Source organism: Streptomyces sp. H51 (assembly GCF_035656535.1).
GTDB lineage: Bacteria > Actinomycetota > Actinomycetes > Streptomycetales > Streptomycetaceae > Streptomyces.
On record NZ_JAYMHD010000048.1, the window covers coordinates 208,955 to 225,535 of the forward strand.

Annotated in this window: 17 protein-coding genes; 6 read left to right on the forward strand and 11 right to left on the reverse strand. The window is 72.2% G+C overall.

Annotated features, from left to right (window positions below; genetic code table 11):
* Positions 1-56 precede the first annotated feature (56 nt).
* Complete coding sequence (locus VKA29_RS14490) at positions 57-224, reverse strand: hypothetical protein (RefSeq protein ID WP_324785929.1); 168 nt, start codon at positions 222-224, stop codon at positions 57-59.
* Positions 225-500: 276 nt separating this feature from the next.
* Here VKA29_RS14490 and VKA29_RS14495 point away from each other — a divergent pair, with 276 nt between their 5' ends.
* On the forward strand, positions 501-1,211 hold the full coding sequence (locus tag VKA29_RS14495) for an SDR family oxidoreductase (RefSeq protein WP_324785930.1): 711 nt from the start codon (positions 501-503) through the stop codon (positions 1,209-1,211).
* A gap of 26 nt (positions 1,212-1,237) precedes the next feature.
* On the opposite strand, the gene VKA29_RS14500 is transcribed toward VKA29_RS14495, so the two are convergent.
* The 8 genes from VKA29_RS14500 to VKA29_RS14535 form a co-directional block, all read right to left on the reverse strand.
* Positions 1,238-1,921 carry a helix-turn-helix domain-containing protein gene (locus tag VKA29_RS14500; protein ID WP_324785931.1) on the reverse strand — a complete coding sequence of 228 codons (684 nt, stop codon included), beginning with the start codon at positions 1,919-1,921 and terminating at the stop codon, positions 1,238-1,240.
* A gap of 253 nt (positions 1,922-2,174) precedes the next feature.
* Positions 2,175-3,797, reverse strand: coding sequence for a bifunctional 3-(3-hydroxy-phenyl)propionate/3-hydroxycinnamic acid hydroxylase (locus tag VKA29_RS14505; protein ID WP_324785933.1), 1,623 nt, complete (start codon positions 3,795-3,797; stop codon positions 2,175-2,177).
* On the reverse strand, positions 3,794-4,513 hold the full coding sequence (locus VKA29_RS14510) for an HpcH/HpaI aldolase family protein (protein WP_324785934.1): 720 nt from the start codon (positions 4,511-4,513) through the stop codon (positions 3,794-3,796). The genes VKA29_RS14505 and VKA29_RS14510 overlap by 4 nt, the downstream gene beginning before the upstream one ends.
* 44 nt (positions 4,514-4,557) lie before the next feature.
* Complete coding sequence (locus VKA29_RS14515) at positions 4,558-5,022, reverse strand: nuclear transport factor 2 family protein (protein ID WP_324785935.1); 465 nt, start codon at positions 5,020-5,022, stop codon at positions 4,558-4,560.
* Positions 5,023-5,024: 2 nt separating this feature from the next.
* Positions 5,025-5,840 (reverse strand): 2-keto-4-pentenoate hydratase, encoded by an 816-nt coding sequence (locus tag VKA29_RS14520; RefSeq protein ID WP_324785936.1) that lies wholly within the window; start codon positions 5,838-5,840, stop codon positions 5,025-5,027.
* On the reverse strand, positions 5,833-6,717 hold the full coding sequence (locus VKA29_RS14525) for an alpha/beta fold hydrolase (protein WP_324785937.1): 885 nt from the start codon (positions 6,715-6,717) through the stop codon (positions 5,833-5,835). Before VKA29_RS14525 ends, VKA29_RS14520 begins: the two co-directional genes overlap by 8 nt.
* A complete protein-coding gene (locus VKA29_RS14530; RefSeq protein ID WP_324785938.1) occupies positions 6,714-7,649 on the reverse strand; it encodes a 3-carboxyethylcatechol 2,3-dioxygenase in 936 nt (311 codons plus the stop codon). The genes VKA29_RS14525 and VKA29_RS14530 overlap by 4 nt, the downstream gene beginning before the upstream one ends.
* 38 nt (positions 7,650-7,687) lie before the next feature.
* Positions 7,688-9,049, reverse strand: a complete 1,362-nt coding sequence (locus VKA29_RS14535) for an MFS transporter (RefSeq protein WP_324785939.1) — start codon at positions 9,047-9,049, stop codon at positions 7,688-7,690.
* Between the two features lie 210 nt (positions 9,050-9,259).
* Between VKA29_RS14535 and VKA29_RS14540 the strand changes: the two genes are divergently transcribed.
* From VKA29_RS14540 to VKA29_RS14550, 3 genes are all read left to right on the forward strand, one after another.
* Positions 9,260-9,898 carry a TetR family transcriptional regulator gene (locus VKA29_RS14540; RefSeq protein ID WP_324785940.1) on the forward strand — a complete coding sequence of 213 codons (639 nt, stop codon included), beginning with the start codon at positions 9,260-9,262 and terminating at the stop codon, positions 9,896-9,898.
* A 234-nt stretch (positions 9,899-10,132) separates the two neighbouring features.
* The gene (gene panD, locus VKA29_RS14545; RefSeq protein ID WP_324785941.1) at positions 10,133-10,552 is read left to right on the forward strand and encodes an aspartate 1-decarboxylase; all 420 of its coding nucleotides are present in this window, start codon (positions 10,133-10,135) and stop codon (positions 10,550-10,552) included.
* 26 nt (positions 10,553-10,578) lie between these two features.
* A complete protein-coding gene (locus VKA29_RS14550) occupies positions 10,579-10,932 on the forward strand; it encodes a GNAT family N-acetyltransferase (RefSeq protein WP_324785942.1) in 354 nt (117 codons plus the stop codon).
* A 462-nt stretch (positions 10,933-11,394) separates the two neighbouring features.
* Here VKA29_RS14550 and gndA read toward each other — a convergent pair whose 3' ends face one another.
* Positions 11,395-12,834: an NADP-dependent phosphogluconate dehydrogenase gene (gene gndA, locus VKA29_RS14555; RefSeq protein ID WP_324785943.1), complete on the reverse strand. Its 1,440-nt coding sequence runs from the start codon at positions 12,832-12,834 to the stop codon at positions 11,395-11,397.
* Positions 12,835-13,124: 290 nt separating this feature from the next.
* On the opposite strand from gndA, the gene VKA29_RS14560 reads away from it, so the two are divergent.
* Entirely contained in the window at positions 13,125-14,288 is a 1,164-nt protein-coding gene (locus tag VKA29_RS14560) for a transglycosylase family protein (protein WP_324785944.1), read from the forward strand.
* Here the strand turns inward: VKA29_RS14560 and VKA29_RS14565 are convergent.
* Positions 14,278-15,585, reverse strand: coding sequence for a DMT family transporter (locus tag VKA29_RS14565; protein ID WP_324785946.1), 1,308 nt, complete (start codon positions 15,583-15,585; stop codon positions 14,278-14,280). The two genes, VKA29_RS14560 and VKA29_RS14565, sit on opposite strands and share 11 nt — an antisense overlap.
* Before the next feature lie 228 nt (positions 15,586-15,813).
* Here VKA29_RS14565 and VKA29_RS14570 point away from each other — a divergent pair, with 228 nt between their 5' ends.
* Positions 15,814-16,545 (forward strand): (2Fe-2S)-binding protein, encoded by a 732-nt coding sequence (locus tag VKA29_RS14570; protein WP_324786086.1) that lies wholly within the window; start codon positions 15,814-15,816, stop codon positions 16,543-16,545.
* Positions 16,546-16,581 lie beyond the last annotated feature (36 nt).

Consider the following 16,581-nt stretch of genomic DNA (forward strand, 5'->3'; position numbering starts at 1 on the left):
GGGCGTCGGACCGAGTGCGCCGACGCCTGCCTCGCCGACACCTTCGAGGCCGGAGATCAGTGGTGCCTGGTCTTCATCAGCATGACCAGGACGGTCACGGCCAGAATCCCGAACATGACGGCGAACCACGGGAACAGCTCTTCCGCTCCCGCCGCCACGTAAAGGGTGTGTCCGTAGGGGAAGTTCATGGGGATCGCCTTCTGGGGATCGCCTTCTTCTGCCATGCCCCCGGGTACCCCCCGACCGGTCCCCATGCTCATCACTGCGAGTCCCGCCGCGTCCGGGACGGTCGTCGGTGACTGCCCCGTGGCGGGGGCCCTGGGCGCAGACGGCCACCGACGTCTAGAATGTCAATTCTAGAGGGGGTCATCCAGTGAGGAGATTCCCCTGCGACCGCCGATCGCGCCCGAGCAGGACGCCGGCGGTCGGCGCAGCCCAGAGGAAGCGGGCCGCGCGGGCAGTACGACCGGATCCGGCCCAGTGACCAGGAGCAGTGCAGCATGACAGAAGCACCCCCCACAGCCCTCGTGATCGCCGGCAGCAGCGGCATCGGCGCCGCCTCGGCACGCGAACTGGCAGCGCGCGGTCACCGGGTGGCGGTGCTGGCGCGCGGGGAAGGGACGGTCGAGCTGGCCGGAGAGCTCGGTGGCCTCGCCATCCGCGGCGACTACACCGAAGCCGGGGTCATCGAGGCGGCCGTCGAGCAGGTGGTCTCCGCCTGGGGCCGGCTGGACGTGCTGATCAACAGTGCGGGCCACGGCCCCAGAGGGAAGCTCGAGGAGCTGACCGACCAGGACCTGGCCGCCGGATTCGACCTGTACTTCTATCACGTGGTGCGGGCCTGCCGGGCCGCCCTGGCGCCGATGCGCGCACAGGGCGGAGGCAGCATCGTCAACATCTCCTCGGCCAGTCCGACCGAGCCCTCGCCCCGCTTCCCCACCTCGATGGTGGCCCGGGCGGCGATGACGACCTGGTCGAAGCTGTGGGCGGACGAGGTCGCCGCGGACGGCATCCGGATCAACAACGTGCTCCCGGGGTACACCGTCGCCGACCCGGAGGCCGTTCCGGCCGCATGGACCTCCGCGATTCCGCTGGGCAGGGCCGCCGCCCATCAGGAGGTCGCGCGCACGGTGGCCTTCGTGGCCTGCGACGCCACCTACACCACCGGGCAGAACCTGCGCGTCGACGGCGGACTCACCCGCGGAGTCTGACCTCCCCGCCGGGCGGCTGGAGACTCCTACCGACGCTCCTCTGCCGCCCGGCGGGCGAAGTCGTCCACCAGGCCCTCCAGCGCCCGCGCGGCCAGATCGGCGTACTCCCCGAAGTCCAGGTCCAGATGCACCTCGGAGTTCGCGTGGACGAAGAAGCCGTCGGTGACCGCCAGGCTCAGCACCGTGAGCTTGGCGGGCATGTCGGGGAAGCGCTCGGTGACCTCGTCGGGGAGGGACTCGGCGATCCGCCGGACGTTCACCTTGAACATCTCCGCCCGCATACGCAGGTACGCCGCACGGACCTCGCTGTCCTCACCCAGACCGCCGAGGCGCTTGCTCAACGCCCAGACCGTCGCGGCCTTGAGCAGGGCCTCCTCCTTCGTGTACTGCTCCGGATCGGCACCGGTCAGGCCGGTGATGCCGCGGGACAGTTTGCGGCGCAGCCCCTCGGGGGCGGCGTGGATCTCCATCCACACCTCGTAGCAGTGCTCGAGCAGGGCGACGAAGAGTTGCTCCTTGTTCTTGAAGTGCCAGTAGACCGAGCCGATCGGCAGGCCGGATGCCGCACTGACGGCCGCCATGGTCGTGCCCTGGTAACCGTGTTCCACCGCCAGGTCCAGCGCCGCCTGCAGGATGTGCTCGCGGCTGCGGTCCGAACGCGCCTGCCGCGTGCCCTTCATGACGCCGCCCCGCCGCGTGTCCTGCTCCATGCCGCCCCCTGTCGCCGCCTGCCGTCCGCGCCCCACGTCGCCGGTACGGCCATTCTAGAACCCGCCCACCAGAGGCGGCGGGACCGCAGGGGAGTCGTTCCGGCAAGGCATGCGGCATGAGCCCGCCCACGGCCGGGCGGACGGCGGCGGGACGGTGCGTGGGAGCCGTCGCGAGGTGGACCGGACGGTCGCGACCACTCCGGTGCCGGACTCGCCGTGCACCGTCCCGCCGGGGGCGAAGCCGTGGGCTCCGTCAGGCGACGCGGGTGACGCAGGCGGCCTCCAGGACCCGGGCCACGACGTCGTCGAGCTGCTGGGACAGGCATTCGGCGGCGATCACATGGTCGGGGCGGACGACGACCGCGCCGACCGGCCGCGCGTCGAACCAGGCCTGCAGGCTCGACTCACCGCCGAGGTCGCCGACGACGGTGACGCCGGCAGCGGCCTGCTTGCGCGCCCAGGGCAACTGTGCCTTCGGCACCACCTGAACGAGGCGGGCGCCGAACCGGTCCAGCGCGGCGCGGGTCGAGGCCGACAGGAACGCCGTCGGGTCGTTGTTCCAGGTGAGGATCCGCCAGCCCTGCCCGGTCGCGTCGTCGAGCAGCATCTCGACGCCGTCGGCGTCGGTGGCCGTCGGCTGGGGGAAGATCGACCCCGCCAGCCGGGGAACGTCGCGGTCGGGCAGCGACTTGGACGCCGGCAGCGGGGTGTGCACCAGCACGCCCCGGTCGAACTTCGGCTGGGGCTTGAACGCCTGCCGCCGCTGGGCCTCCCGCTCCTCGGGGGTGCGGCCGGCGGCGATCCGGTCGCGCTCGGCGGCCTTCCGCGGATCGTGGTCGGTCATCTCCTTCGCCATCTGGAGGGAGACGGCCACCATCTGCGTGACGTGGCCGAGCCGTTCTGTCTCGTACGTGTCCAGCAGACCGTCGGTCGACAGACCCTTGACGACGGCGGCCAGCTTCCAGCCGAGGTTGAAGGCGTCGCGGATCCCCGAGTTCCAGCCCTGCCCGCCGACGACGGGCATGACATGGGCGGCGTCGCCGGCGAGCAGGACGCGCCCGTGGCGGAACCGCCCGGCGACACGGGCGTGGTGCCGGTAGACGCGGCGGCGGATGATGTCCAGCTCGGACGGGTCCGGCACGTGCGGTGCCAGCAGGCCGAAGACGAACTCGTCGTCGTCGACGTCGGCCTCGGTCTCGTCCTCGAAGAGCGTGAACTCCCAGCGCCGGATGCCGTGGGGCAGCGCGATGGAGGCGTAGCTGCGGGCCGGATCCCCGCCGAAAACGGCGTGGGGCGTGCCGATCGGGTCGTTGGCGACGTCGATCACGATGCCGTCGGTCGGCCGGGTCTCGCCCTCGAACGAGATGCCCAGGCGCTTGCGGGTGGGTGAGGCCCCGCCCTCGGCGGCGACGGCGTACAGCGCGCGCACCGTCTCGCCGTTCGCGAGGGTGGCGACCACGCCGTCGGTGTCCTCGGTCAGGTCGACGACCTCGGCGCCGAAGCGTACGGAGGTGTTGGGGAAGCGGTCGAGCCCGGCGAGCAGCACCTGGTCGACCAGCGGCTGCACGAAGCCGTTGCGGCGCGGCCAGCCGAACTCGCGCGTCGTCGGGTTCACTTCGGAGAGGACCGTCCCGTCACCGTTGATCATGTAGATCTTCTGGTCGGGGATGGTGTGGGGGAGCACCTCTTCGACGAGGCCGGCGGTCTGCATCGCCCGAAGTGCCTCGTCGTCGATGCCCACGGCCCGGGGGTAGTCGATGAGTTCGTCCGCACGCTCCAGGACGAGGACGTCGACGCCCTGCTGCCCGAGCAGGTTGGCCAGGGTCAGGCCGACGGGGCCCGCCCCGACGACGAGGACATCGCAGGCGTTGTTCATGAGTCGCTCCGTACGGATCGTGCCGAGTCCAGCCCGGCGATGGTGTCGCCGAACGCGCGGTTCAGCAGGACGAGATCGATGCCGAGGCCCGTGTAGTCGACCAGGCCGTCGGCGAACAGGCCGGCCGCGTACTCCGGCCGGCCGGAGTAGATGCCGAGGGTGACGCCGTGCGCGGTCGTCACCTCCCGGAGGTACGCGATCGCCTCGCGCACGGGGCCGTCCTCCCAGTCGCCGCGCCCGGGCAGGCCGTAGGAGACGGCCAGGTCGGCCGGCCCGATGTAGATCGAGTCCAGGCCCGGAGTCGAGACGATCTCCTCGGCGCGGTCGACTCCGGCCTTCGTCTCTATCTGCGCGATGGCGGACACCGCCCGGTTGCCTGCCTCGGTGTACGGCTCACCCGGGTACAGGGCCGGCCGGGACGGTCCCAGGCTGCGGTTGCCGACCGGCGGGTACTTGGTCGCGGCGACCAGAGCCTCGGTCTGGGCGCGGGTCTCGACGGTGGGCGCGACGATGCCACGGGCCCCGCTGTCGAGGAGCCGCAGGACCGGGGCGGGATCGAGCGAGCCCACCCGCGCGTACGCGTACGCGTTCTCCCGCGGGATCGACCGCAGGATCCCGCAGGCCGCGTCGAGGCCCAGTTCGCCGTGCTGGAGGTCGAGGATCACGCCGTCGTAGCCGGCGGCCGTCGCCCACTCCGGCATCGAGAACGAGGGCACCGTCTGGTGGTACAGGACGCGATTTTCGCCGAGAGCCGCCCGCTTCACTGTGCCGACCCCTCTCGCGCGGCCAGGCGCGCGGCGTGCGCCGCGGCCGCCCGGCCGCCGAAGACCGGCACGATCTCCCGGCGGGAGAACAGCCACCGGCCGTCGACCCTGCGGTAGCGCTCGCGGAACTCCCCGACCGACGCGGGCAGTGTCTGCGGTTCGTTCGTGTCACGGAAGGTGAGGTACTGCACCGTTCCCTCGACCTCCTCCCCGTCCCACACCAGGCGGATCCCGCCGATGAAGTGACGGCCGACGACGTCCGTCTGCCGGGCGCGCCTGGCGCCCCAGGCCTTCATGGCCTCGCGGTCCATGTCGCCCAACGGGCCGACCGAGACGCCGTCGTCGGTGTACAGCTCCCAGGTGCTGTCCGCCCGGTTGTGGTCGAGGCGGTAGAGCATCTCCGCGATGAGCTGCTCGATCTCGACGCGGGTGGTCGCGTCGACAGGACGGTAGTCACTCATGTTCAGCCTTTCGAATCCGCGGTCGCGACCACGCGCCCCAGCCCGGTGATGGTGGCGACGCACTCCACGTCGGCGGGCCACGGCTCGATGTAGCCGATGGACCCGGACAGCAGCACCTCGCCGGCGCGCAGCGGCTCGCCCGTGCGGATCGCGGTCTCGGCCAGCCAGACCACCGCGTTGACCGGGTCCCCGAGCACGTTGCTGCCGGTGCCTCGGGTGATCTCGGTGCCGCCGCCCGTGATGACCATCTCCACCTCGGCCAGGTCGACCTCGCCGTACGGGTGCCGCTCCTCGCCGAGGACGACGCCGCTGCAGCCGGCGTTGTCCGCGATGGTGTCGACGATCTGCCCGACCGACCCGCCGTAGCGGAAGTCGACGACCTCGAAGGCGGGGGTCACGTAGTCGATCGCGGCCTCGACGCTTTCGCGGGCGGCCTCCAGGATGTCGCTCTTCAGCACGAACGCGACCTCGGCCTCGATGAGCAGGCGGTTGTACGCGGACAGTGGAAGGTGCGTTCCCGAGGCGTGCACCATGTCGTCGTGGATGACGCCGTAGTCGGGCTCGTCGATGCCCACGCGCTGCTGCACGAGGGCGTTGGTCAGGCCGACCTTGCGGCCCACCCGCCGCACGCCCAGTTCGCGCTCGCGGAGGGCTGCGAACTCGGCGGAGATCGCGTAGGCCGCGTCGAGATCGCGCTCGGGGAGCCGGGGGCTCACGTACGGCACGGTCCAGACGCCGCGCTTCGCCTCGAACAGCTCGCGCGCGATCCGGTTGATGGTCTCCCGGGTGACGCTCACTCCGGTCCTTTCGTCAGGCATGCTTCTCCAGGAAGGCGACCGCCGCGGCGTTGAACTCCGCGGCCCCCTCCCACTGCGGCCAGTGCGCGGCACCCCGCACCAGCAGGTACTCGCCGTCCGGGATCAGTCCGCACAGGCGTTCGCCCTCGGCCTCGTCGCCGGTCGGCTCGTTGTCGGTCCACACCATCAGGGCCGGGACCGGGACCGCCGCGAAGTCGTCGTCCGTCACGCGGTTGCGCCGGCGCCGCTCCGGCTCCCGCAGGGCGGACACGTGCGCCATGCTGAACCCGTCGCGGGCATAGATCGCCTGGCGGACGCGTACGAGCTCGTCGGTGATCTTCCGCGGATCGTGGATCACGACCTGCAGGCGCTTCTTCACGTTCTCGAAGGTCGGCTCGCTCACCGCCTGGGCGCTCACCGACTGCGTCCTGTCCAGCCGCTGCTCCCCGACGACCCGCCCGCCCGGCGCGGACAGGATCACCGTGCGCAGGCGGCCGGGGTGTTTCGGCGCGAACTTCAGCGCGAGCCAGCCGCCGAGCGACTCGCCGGCGAGGTGCACGCGCTCCAGCGCCAGTGCGTCGAGCAGGGCGAGCAGGTGCTCCTCGTAGTCGCGGATCTCCAGCGGATGGTCGGACAGCGAGGTGTAGCCGTGGCCCGGGTAGTCGTAGCCGACCACCCGGAAACCGGCTTTCGCGAACGCGCGGACGTTCTGCGTCCACGCCTCGATGTGGCCGCTGGTGCCGCTGGCGAGCACGACCGTCTGTGCGTCGGGAGTCGCTCCGGCGATGTCGAGCACCCGGGTGCGGTAGCCGCCCGCGTCCACGTACCGCAGCGTGTGCTCCAGGTCCGCGATCTCTTCCCACAAGGTCGCGAAGTGCGTCTCGTTCACCTGGCTCATGCGGTCACCGCCGCCTGGACGGCGAAGCCGGCGCCCCACTTCTCGACCGCCCAGTAGCGGTCGACGGCGAAGCGGTAGGGGCCGGCGGTCGACAGCGCCGCGTAGGCGGCGATCCAGCTGCGCATCTCGTGCGCGGCCGAGCCGCCCTCCGCCACGAACCAGCCGTTCTCCCAGCCGTCGACCGGGCCGAGGTCGCCGGAGCGGAACACATCGAGCACGAGCGAGTCCCACTCCTCGTTCAGCGGGTCGCTCGGAGCCTTGCCGTCGGCTATCGCCCGGATGCCCTCGACGATCTTCCGCTCGCGCTCGTTCCGCTCCTCCGGCGAGGGCGCGTACGCGACCAGGCGCTCCCGCACGGTGCCGGGGGCACCGTCCCAGCGCGGGATCGGCGGGTTGTGGGAGATGCCGCCGGAGGCGAGGAACAGCACCTTCCTGTCCATCGCCTGGGCGGCCCGGCCGAACGCCTCGCCCGTCAGGCGCACCCGCCGCATGGGGGAGAGGGGCAGGCCGAGGGCGTTCACGAACACCGGCACGATCGGCTGCGTGAAGCCCTTCCCGAACACGAAGTCGAGCGGCTGGACCACGCCGTGGTCGACCTTCATCCGCTCGCTGCGGCCGATGTCGATGCCCTCGGCCAGCACCGACGCGTGGAGGGCCCGAGCGGCGTCACCGTCGACGGGGAGCGGCCCCGCGGTGGTGCCGTAGTCACCGATGCCCTCGGCGGCCGCACCGATCACCCATGGAGTGATCAGCGAGTAGAGCTGGCCGTTGAAGTGGTCGGGGCCGAACACCACGACCAGGTCGGGGTCGTACTCGGCGACGAACTCCCTGACCTCGTCGATGGCGGTACTGATCTCGGCGAACGTCTCCCCGCCAGGGTCGACGTTGCCGAAGGACGGCGCGTGGGAGAGCGCTGCGACGGCCAGCGGCATGGAACGGTTCCTTTCTCGGGAAATACGGTGGACGGCCGCTACGCGGACGTACGCGAGAGCTCGGGCTCGGGCTGGGCGGTCGGAGCGTCGGAGCGGCGCCGGCTCAGGTGCAGGGCGAGGATGCAGAGGCCGGCGACGAGCATGGGCAAGGCGAAGACGGTGAAGGCCGCCGTCATGCTCATGCCCGCGTCGAAGGCCGCGCCGCCGGCGACCGGCGCCACGATGCCGCCGAACCGGCCGACGCCGATGACGACACCGAAACCGGTCGAGCGGGCCAGCGTCGGGTAGAGCGTCGGGACGATGGCGTAGAAGGCGGCGGTGCCCGAGCAGACGAAGAACGAGGCCAGGAACAGGGTCCACCAGGCGGTCGGCATCTGCGGGCCGGCGATGCCGAACAGCGACAGGGCCGCGGTGGCCAGGGTCAGGAAGACCGGGGCGAGGAGGCGGACGTTGATCCTGCCGCCGAGGAACCCGAAGAGTACGTTGCCGAGGATGCCGCCGATGCTGAAGGCGGTGACGAGCTGCGGGGCCAGCGCCGGGTTGTGATTGGCCGACGCCACGGTGCTCGGTGCCCAGTTCGTCATGAAGTAGAAGCTGAGCATGTACGCGACGTACCCGACGATCATCAGCAGCGTGTAGAAGCCGGTCCGGCCGGTGAACACCGTGCGCAGCGAGCCCTTCGCCGTGACGCCCGTCGACTCGGGCTCCGGGAGCGCTTCGAGGGCGGGGCGGCGCATCTTCGCCAGGAGCGCGTTGAGCCGCTGCAGGGAGTCGGCGCGGCGGCCCTCGGAGAGCCAGGCGAGCGACTCGGGCAGCAGGGCGTAGGTGGCGATCGCGGCGATCGCGCTCAGGGCGGACCCGACCCACCAGCCGAACTGCCAGCCGCGTGCGTCGAGCATCGGGCCCACGATCATGGCGCCGAGCAGCCCGCCGATGTTGATCGCGGCGGCGTACACGGCCATCACCAGCGAGTACACGCGCTTGCCCGTGTACTCGGCGAGGATGACGCCGACCACGGCCACCAGGCAGCCGACCCCGACGCCGGTGACGATGCGGCTCACGACGAGGGGCCAGGTCCCGGTTTCCGGCGTAGCGAACGGGCCGATGAACATGCCCGCCGCGATCGTCGCGGCGGCGATGACGCCCATTTTGCGTCTGCCGATGCGGTCGGCGAGCGGCGCGACGATGATCGAACCCACCAGCATGCCGATCAGGGCGCCGGACATCACGAGTCCGAGCTCGGCCTTGGAGACCCCGAATCCCTTCTCGATGTACGGGGCCGCGAACGACGTGAGCGAGACGTCGTAGCCGTCGAGCACCACCAAGGTGATCGCGATGACGATGGCGCGGATCTGCAGACCGCTCATCTTCTCTTGAGGGATGTGGTCGGTGGTCCTCATGGAGGTCTCCCTGTTTCGGGACAGAGCGGACCCGTGCCATCGCAGCGGCCCGCGGGGATGAGGTGGACCGCGTACCGGAGCGCGTTCCGTGGATGAAACCTAGAAGTTACGTTCTAGAATCGCCATTACGATGGCGAGCGCCTGCCGTCGGTGTCAAGGGGTGGCGTTCATTTGGTAGAACTGCAGTCCTACGAGCGGTGAGGCGGGCCGATGGTCACGAGGCGGAAGACGCACCAGGCGTCCGAGGTGTCGAAGCGGGCGATACTCGAGGCAGTGCTCTCGCGCGCGGTCGAGGCCGGGTACGAAGGCACGACCATGGCCGACGTCGCCCGTGTGTCCGGCCTGCCGATCGGTTCCGTCTACTGGCACTTCCAGAACAAGGAGCAGCTCTTCGTCGAGTTGCTCGACTACTGCTTCGACGTCTGGCGGCGGACCCAGGCCTCCGTGGGCGACCTGCGCGAGCTGCTGCGGCGCAGCATCAGCACGTCCGCGGCGGCGTCCGGAAACCTCGCCGACCCGGCCGCCGCGTTCTGGAGCATCGGCCTCGTCTTCGCCTTCGAGCGGCGGCTGGAGGACAACCTCGCCCGGCAGCGGTACCTGGCCATCCGCAAGGAGATGTTCGAGTTCATGGCGTCCCGGCTGCGCGCCTCGTACCAGGGGGTGACGGACGAGGTGGCGGCGGAGCTGGCGCACGACGTGACGGTCATGGGGCGCGCCCTCACCGACGGCTTCCGAGTGGCCGCGGCCGCCGGCGACGACACCGACTTCGATCGGTACGCCGACCTGGCGGCCGACGCGCTCGAGGCCCTGGTCTCCGCTCGCCTGCGGGAGCACGCGGAGAGCGTCTGACGCCTTTCGGGTCCGGCACGGCGCGGTGCCGGCCGGGTGCGGGCCCGCCCGGACAGGCGCCTGGCCGGTGGCGCCGCAACGGCCTGATCCGCGCGTAAGTGCGGGCAGGCCGCCTTCCCTCCGAAGTGAAGCGATGTTCCTCGCGACCTTCGAGTCGGGCGCGTGCCGGTTGTACAGTGAGACCGCCTTTGACCTGCATCAAGCAGGCAGGGAGCCGTCTTCCAGGAGTCCAACATGCTGCGCACTCTGTTCAAGTCCAAGATCCACCGCGCCACCGTCACCCAGGCCGACCTGCACTACGTGGGATCCGTGACGATCGACGCCGAGCTGCTCGACGCCGCCGACCTGCTGCCCGGCGAGCTGGTGCACATCGTCGACGTCACCAACGGCGCCCGGCTCGAGACGTACGTCATCGAGGGGGAGCGCGGTTCCGGGGTCGTCGGGATCAACGGGGCCGCGGCCCATCTCGTCCACCCCGGGGACCTGGTGATCATCATCAGCTACGCTCAGGTGACCGACGCCGAGGCGCGGGCGCTGAAGCCGCGGGTCGTGCACGTGGACCGCGACAACCGGATCGTGGCCCTGGGCGCCGACCCGTCGGAACCGGTGCCCGGCTCGGACCAGGAGCGCAGCCCGCAGGCCGTACGGGCCTGATCCGCCGAGTCACCCGGAGCGTGTCCATGAGCGACATCGAGATCCGCGACGACCGGGCGGCCGGCCGCCTGGAAGCCGTCGTCGGCGGCGCGGACGGCGAAGTCGCCGGCCGCATCGAGTACTTCGTCCTCGAATCGCCGGGGCGCGCCCTGGTTCCCGTGCACACCATCGTGGAGCCGGCCCACGAGGGGAAGGGCGTCGCGGGCACACTGGCGCGCGAGCTGTACGTCATCGCCGCGCGCGAGGGCGTCGCCGTGGCGCCGCTGTGCCCCTACGTCACCAAGTGGGCCGAGCGCCACCCCGATCAGGCCCCGTCCGCCGCGCCGGAGCTGCGACGGGCGGCCGAGGAGTGGCTGGCGGCGCACCCGGGACGCTTCTGACCCCGGGTCGGCTCGCCCGGGCCCACCCGGGCTCTTTCCGTCCCGCGGGCGGGTGAGTGGCGGCGCGGCCGTCGGGTAGGCGGGGGAGTAGTCCAGAGCCGAAGTCGACCGACTGGCCGGAGGACACGATGACCGAGCCGTACCCCGATCCCGTTCCGCCGGAACCCGCGCCGGACCCGGAGCCGACGACCCCGGACCCGTACCCGTCGCCGGTGCCGGCACCGGAGCCGCCGCCCGGGCCGATGCCCACGCCGCCGCGGCCGCCGGGTCCGCCGCCCGGCCCCCGCCCGGTACCGGAGCCGTCGCCGTCCCCGATCCCGCCCGGCCCCGAGCCGGTCCCGAACCCGGAGCCCGGACCGCCGTTGAGCTGAGCCGGGCCGACGCGGACCGGGCCGGGCACGGCGGACGGCGGACGGCGCCATGCCGTCCGCCGTGCCCGGTACGTCGGCCGTCACACCTCGGCTACGCCTCGACCTCCGACCGGTCCCCGCCCCACAGCGTGTGGAACGAGCCCTCCCGGTCCGTGCGCCGGTAGGTGTGCGCGCCGAAGAAGTCCCGCTGGCCCTGGGTGAGCGCGGCGGGCAGGCGGTCGGCGCGCAGGGCGTCGTAGTAGGCGAGGGCGGCGGCGAAACCGGGGGTCGGCACGCCCTGGCGGGTCGCGGCGATCAGGACCTCGCGCCAGTCGTCCTGCGCCTCGGCGATCTCCCGCGCGAACGTCTCGTCGGACAGCAGGCTCGGCAGGTCGGCGCGGGCGTCGTACGCGGCGCGGATGCGGTCCAGGAAGGCCGCGCGGATGATGCAGCCGCCGCGCCAGATCGCGGAGACCGCGCCCAGGTCGATGTCCCAGCCGTACTCCTCGCTGCCCGCCGCGATCTCGTGGAAGCCCTGCGTGTACGACACGATCTTCGACGCGTACAGCGCCTGCTCCACGCGGTCGGCGAAGGCGGCGGCCTCCGACTCGCCCATCGGCGACGCCTTCGGGCCGGCCAGCCCCCGCGAGGCCTCGCGCAGCTTCGCGTGGCCGGACAGCGAGCGGGCGAAGACCGCCTCGGCGATCCCGGACACCGGCACACCGAGGTCGAGGGCGATCTGGACGGTCCAGCGTCCGGTGCCCTTCTGCTCGGCCTGGTCGACCACCACGTCCACGAACGGCTTGCCGGTCGCCGCGTCCACGTGGGACAGCACCTCGGCCGTGATCTCGATCAGGTAGGAGTCCAGGCGGCCGCGGTTCCAGGTGCGGAAGATCTCCGCGATCTGGGCAGGGGAGTACCCGGCGACGTCCCGCAACAACTGGTACGCCTCGCCGATCAGCTGCATGTCGGCGTACTCGATGCCGTTGTGCACCATCTTCACGAAATGGCCGGCGCCGTCGGGGCCGACGTGCGTGACGCAGGGCGCCCCGTCGGCCGCCTTCGCGGAGATCTTCTCCAGCATCGGGCCAAGCGAGTCGTACGACTCCTTCGGCCCGCCCGGCATGATGCTCGGCCCGTTCAGCGCGCCCTCCTCACCGCCGGAGACGCCCATGCCCACGAAGTGGATGCCCTGCTCGCGCAGTTCGCGTTCCCGGCGCCGGGTGTCGGCGAAGTGCGCGTTGCCGCCGTCGATGATCATGTCGCCGGGCTCCAGCAGCGGCGCGAACTCCCGGATCACCGCATCGGTCGGCTCGCCGGCCTTCACCATGACGACCAGGCGCCGCGGCCGCTCCAGCGCCGCCACGAACTCCTTCGCGGTCTCGGCCCCGACGAAGTCACCCTCGTTGCCGAACTCCTCCACCAGGGCGTGCATGCGCGCCGCCGTCCGGTTGTGCACCGCGACGGTGTATCCGTTGCGGGCGAAGTTGCGGGCGAGGTTGCGGCCCATGACCGCGAGACCCGTGACGCCGATCTGCGCTGAACTGCTCATTCGGTTGGCTCCTCGAGGATCCTGTATTCGGCATTCGTAGCCGGTGTTGCCGGTCTTGCCCGCCCAGTATTGCCGCACGGACATCCTGGCCCGCGGGGAGGCCGACCGCACGTACCGGCCGTTCGTGGCTTCCCCCGATACGCAACGCGGGCCCCACTCGCCTCAGCCGGTTCGCGTCCGGGGGCGATTTCCGGGCGCCCGGGCGGCAGAGCGGCCGAAATCCCGTCTTGTCATGGCCTGTTCGTGGCGCTTACTTTTGGCCCTCCTGACGCAGTCGTAGGGGGCTTTTCATGGCCGCACGCGGCCGGCACCGCCGGTACCAGCCGAACAGGATCAACCGCGCCTCACTCACCGTCACCGCAGGCGGCGCCGGTATGGCGCTCCCGCTGATCGGCACCGGCACCGCGCACGCCGCCGACCTGGCCACCTGGGACAAGGTCGCCGCGTGCGAGTCCACGAACGACTGGCACGTCAATACCGGCAACGGGTTCTACGGCGGACTGCAGTTCACCCAGTCCACCTGGGAGGCGTACGGCGGCGCCAAGTACGCCCCGCGCGCCGACCTGGCCACCAAGGACCAGCAGATCGCCGTCGCGGAGCAGGTGCTGGACGGACAGGGCCCCAGCGCCTGGCCGGCGTGCTCGGTGCGGGCCGGGCTGACCAGGGGCGGTGACACGCCCGACGTCCACGTCCTCGGCGGCTCCACCGAGGCGAAGCAGGCGGATCGGTCCACGACGAAGACCTCCGACGTGCGGCCGCAGACCACGCCCCAGTCCCGGGCGGGCACGGCCGAGATGTACACCGTGGTCCGCGGCGACACCCTCTCCACGATCGCCGAGACCGAGCACGTCCAGGGCGGCTGGCAGCGGCTGTACGCCGGCAACCGCCGGACCATCGGCGCGGACCCCGACCTGATCCTGCCCGGCCAGCGGCTGAACCTGCGCGCCAAGGCCGCGCCGGCCACGCACACCGGCGGCGACGCCACCAAGTCCCCGGCGAAGAAGGCGAGGAAGGCGTCACCGGCCACCGAGGAGAGGACCACCGCCGGCCACTCCCTGGTCGCCCCGGTGAGCGGCCACCTCGGCACCGGGTACCGCGTGGCCGGTTCCTCCTGGTCGAAGGGCTACCACACCGGCATCGACTTCCCCGTGGTCACCGGTACGTCGGTGAAGGCGGTCGCGGCCGGCCACGTGGTCACCGCCGGGTGGGCAGGCGCGTACGGCTACCAGGTCGTCATCCGGCACGCCGACGGCCGCTACACCCAGTACGCGCACCTGTCGGCGATCTCCGTGAAGGCCGGGCAGAGCGTGAGCGGTGGCCAGCGCATCGGACGTTCCGGGTCCACCGGCAACGTCACGGGCCCGCATCTGCACTTCGAGGTGCGGACGGGGCCCGGCTTCGGGTCGGACGTCGACCCGCTCGCCTATCTCAGGGCCGGCGGCGTCAGGATCTGACGCGCTCCCGGCGCCGCACCGGCAGGACCGGCAGCATCGGGATGTAGGCGCCTCCGTAGAAGGGGCCGTGGTAGCGGGAGCCCACAGCGGTGTCGTCGGCACCCTCGGCCGTCACGGCCCCGACGGCGTCGTCGCCCGTGGCGGCGGAGGGTACGGCGGCCGGCTCCTCCTCGACCGCGATCTCCTCGCGCAGCGCCGGCGCCGGCTGCTCGGGAAGCACGGTGAGCGGTTCCTCCGCGGGCAGCGGCCGGACGGACACCTCCTCCGCCACGACCGGTTCCGCCGGCACCGGCTGGAACGGCACCGGCTCGACGGGCACCGGCTCGACGGGCACCGGCTCCGTCGGCACCCGCCGGACGGGAGCCGGTAGTGCCGACACCTGCGCGGCAGGCTCGGCCGGCCGTGGTTCGGGCAGCGGCGGCTCGGCCGGCCGTGGTTCGGGCAGCGCCGCCTCGTTCTCGGCGGCGGTGCGCGTCATGCGCTCCGTCGTCAGCAGGATCAGGCCGCCGGCCGCCACCACGCCGCAGCTCAGGGCGAGCGCGGTGCCCGTGGTGCCGTACCGGAAGGTCTCGCCGAACATCGTGATGCCGACCGCGGCGGCCACCACCGGGTTCACCACCGTCAGCGTCGCCAGCGGGGCAGCCAGACCCGCGCCCCGGTAGGAGGCCTGCGACAGCAGCACGCCCGCGGTGGCGAAGACGCCGATCACGGCCAGGGTCGGCAGGTCCGCCAGGGAGCCGTCGTCGGACCAGTCGACCGCCACGGTCTTGGTGAACACCGACGACATGCCGAAGGCGACGCCGGACGCGGTGGCGAGCAGCATGCTGCGCACCGCGGGGTGCCGGTGGGCGGCCCGCCCCGCGATCATCAGCGTCACGACCGCGCCGCCGGACACCACCGCCACGGCCACCCGCTGCGCGGTGCTCAGCGACTGCGCCTCCGCCGCGCCGACCAGCGACAGCAGCCCGGCCAGACCCACCGTCGCCATGATCGCGCCCCGCCAGGCGGCCGAGCCGGCCCCGCGGCCGACGAACAGCGCGGCCATGGGCAGCGCGAACACGATGGTCAGCGCGCCCAGCGGCTGCACCAGGCTCAGCGGCCCGTAGGCGAGGGCCACCACGTGCAGCAGCCCGCCGAGACCGTTCAGCGTGATCGCCGCCCACCAGCCCGGCCGGCCCAGCGGCGCGTACCGCCGGTCGGGAGAGGACACCGCGACGTGCTCCTGCACGATCGCCCCGCCCGCGTACGCGACGGCGGAGACGAAGGACAGCAGCACGGACAACGCGAGGGCGCTCATGAGCTGCTCCTCTGCGTGGGGCGGGGGCGGTGAGCCCTGCGCGACGAACGGTCGGCCATCATGACCAACACGATGCCGTCTCCGGCTGTTCCCGTCGTCGTCCCTGAGCACGCATTGGGTCCTACTGCCGATGGAGTACGAATCGGACCCAGTCCTCCCTCAGGTGGGTGACACCAGGTGCGGCCCCCCTGACAGCCTCCCCTACGGGCCTTGGTACTACTGCGTGTCGTGGACCTCGACCCCGGACTCACCGCGCTCCGGCCGCTCGGCGGCTACTTCGTCCTGCGCGCGGGCGGCACACCGCCCGGGACGCCGGCGCCGCTCGCGGACGTCTACGCCGACCGGCCGGTCCGGTCGGGCGACCCCCTGGGCTTCCGCGTCGAGAAGGTCAGGGGCGCGCTGCGTGCCCCCGAGCCCCGGGTCGCCGCCTCGGTGGCCCAGCAGGGGCTCGCCGCCCGGCTGTGGTCGGTGACGCTGGGCTGCGCCGCCCTGTACGGGCGCATCCCCGACCCCGACCCGCGGCTGCTGCACTGGGACCCCGCCGCGGGCGTCCCCGACGACCTGTGGCTGCGGGAGGTGCGCCCGCTGCCCGCGGACCCGGCGACCGTCGCCGAGGCCGTGCTCGGTGCCCACCTCGAGCCGCTGGCCGCGGCGCTGCGCGCCCGCCACCGGATCGCGTCCGGCCTGCTGCGCGGCAACGCCGCCTCGGCCCTGGCGGGAGCCGCCCGCCAACTCGACCGGTGGGCCCGCGCCCACGGCCACGCCGACGCGGCGGCCCGCGCCCGCTCCCTCGCCGCCGGCCTGCTCGCCCACCCCCTGCTGGCCGGAACCGGCACCCTGGCCGGGACCGCGTTCCGGCGGCGGAGTTGCTGCCTGTACTACCGGGTACCCGGAGCGGGCGTGTGCGGTGACTGTTGTTTCCCACGAGCCCCGCGCTCTTCCGCACGCGGCACCTCATGAGTGACCATGAACCGGACCGGCCGCTGAGACCAGGGG